Here is a 1622-nt window from a genome sequence, read left to right on the forward strand (position 1 = left end):
CCCCTACACCGGCACCTGGCCCCCCACCGACGCCCAACGCATCGACACCACCGATGCCTACGAGCGACTCGGTGCACTGGGCTACGGCTACGGGCCCGCCTTCCAGGGGCTCACCGCGCTCTGGCAGCAGGGCCAGGACCTCTACGCCGAGGTCGTCCTGCCGACCGACGCCGACGGCTTCGCCCTGCACCCCGCCCTCCTCGACGCCGCCCTGCACCCGCTTCCCAGCGGTGACCTCTGGGTCCCGTTCTCCTGGAACGGCGTCCAGCTCCACGCCACCGACGCCACCACCCTGCGCGTCCACCTCACCCGCCGCAGCGACAACGCCGCCCACCTCACCGCCTACGACACCGGCGGCCACCCCGTCGTCACCGTCGACGACCTCCGCCTCCAGCGGATGTCCGCCGACCAACTCGCCACCACCACCGACGAACCGCTCTACCGGGTCGGCTGGTCGCAGCTGCCCACTCCGCAGAACCCCGCCGCGCCCAGCGGCGTCACCGTCGCCCGCGTCGCGTCACCGTCGCCCGCGTCGCGCCCGGCGGCGAGCTGCGCGACCGCCTCGCCGAAGTCCTGGCACTGACCCAGCAGTTCCTCACCGACCCCGCCAACGACGACACCCGGCTCGCCGTCGTCACCCAGGGCTCGATCACCGACCGGCCCGACCCCGTCACCGCCGCCGTCTGGGGCCTGCTCCGCTCCGCCCAGACCGAACACCCCGACCGGATCCTGCTGATCGACGCCGACACCTGGTCGGAGTCGGCACTCGCCACCGCCGTCGCCACCGGCGAACCGCAGGTCGCGATACGCGGTTCCGAGGTGCTGGCACCGCGGCTCGTCCTCGTCGCCCCGAGCGCGGACACCACCGCACCGCCGGTCTGGAATCCCCACGGCACGGTGCTGATCACCGGCGCGAACGGCACCCTGGGGCAGCTGGTCGCCCGCCACCTGGTCACCGAACACGGAGTCCGCCACCTGCTGCTGCTCAGCCGCAGCGGCGGCACCGCCCCTCAGGACCTCCTGGACACCGGAGCCCGGATCGACTTCGTGGCCTGCGACGTCGCCGACCGCGACCAGCTGGCCGCGGCCCTGGCCGGCATCCCCGCCGAACACCCGCTGACCGCCGTCGTCCACACCGCCGGCGTCCTCGACGACGGCGTCCTCGAAGCCCTGACCCCGGAACGGCTCGACACCGTCCTGCGACCCAAGGCCGACGCCGTCCACGCCCTGCACGACCTCACCGCCGACGCCGACCTCGCCGCGTTCGTGGTGTTCTCCTCCGCCGCCGGCGTCCTCGGCTCCGCAGGACAGGCCAACTACGCCGCCGCCAACGCCTACCTCGACGCCTTCGCCCGAACCCGGCACGCCGACGGACGGCCCACCACCGCCCTCGCCTGGGGCCTGTGGGCGGACGCCAGCTCCATGACCGGCCACCTCGACAGCACCGACCTCGGCCGCCTCAGCCGCACCGGCCTCGCCCCCCTCACCGCCACCCAGGGCCTCAACCTCCTCGACCAGGCCCTCACCACCACCGACGAACCGCTCTACCGGGTCGGCTGGTCGCAGCTGCCCACTCCGCAGAACCCCGCCGCGCCCAGCGGCGTCACCGTCGCCCGCGTCGC

2 protein-coding genes and 1 pseudogene are annotated in these 1622 nt (G+C 74.2%); all 3 read left to right on the forward strand.

From position 1 onward, the window contains the following. Positions 1–40 precede the first annotated feature (40 nt). Positions 41–583 (forward strand): polyketide synthase dehydratase domain-containing protein, encoded by a 543-nt coding sequence (locus ADK60_RS22935; RefSeq protein ID WP_502687445.1) that lies wholly within the window; start codon positions 41–43, stop codon positions 581–583. After that, positions 532–777, forward strand: a pseudogene (locus tag ADK60_RS48480) (SpnB-like Rossmann fold domain-containing protein); the annotation flags it as partial. The gene ADK60_RS22935 and the pseudogene ADK60_RS48480, both read left to right, overlap by 52 nt. Before the next feature lie 42 nt (positions 778–819). Next, positions 820–1622, forward strand: an 803-nt coding sequence (locus ADK60_RS22940) for a beta-ketoacyl reductase (protein WP_159400537.1), incomplete at its 3' end; no start/stop codon positions are given.

It is taken from the genome of Streptomyces sp. XY431 (assembly GCF_001279805.1).
GTDB classification, from domain to species: Bacteria; Actinomycetota; Actinomycetes; order Streptomycetales; family Streptomycetaceae; genus Kitasatospora; species Kitasatospora purpeofusca.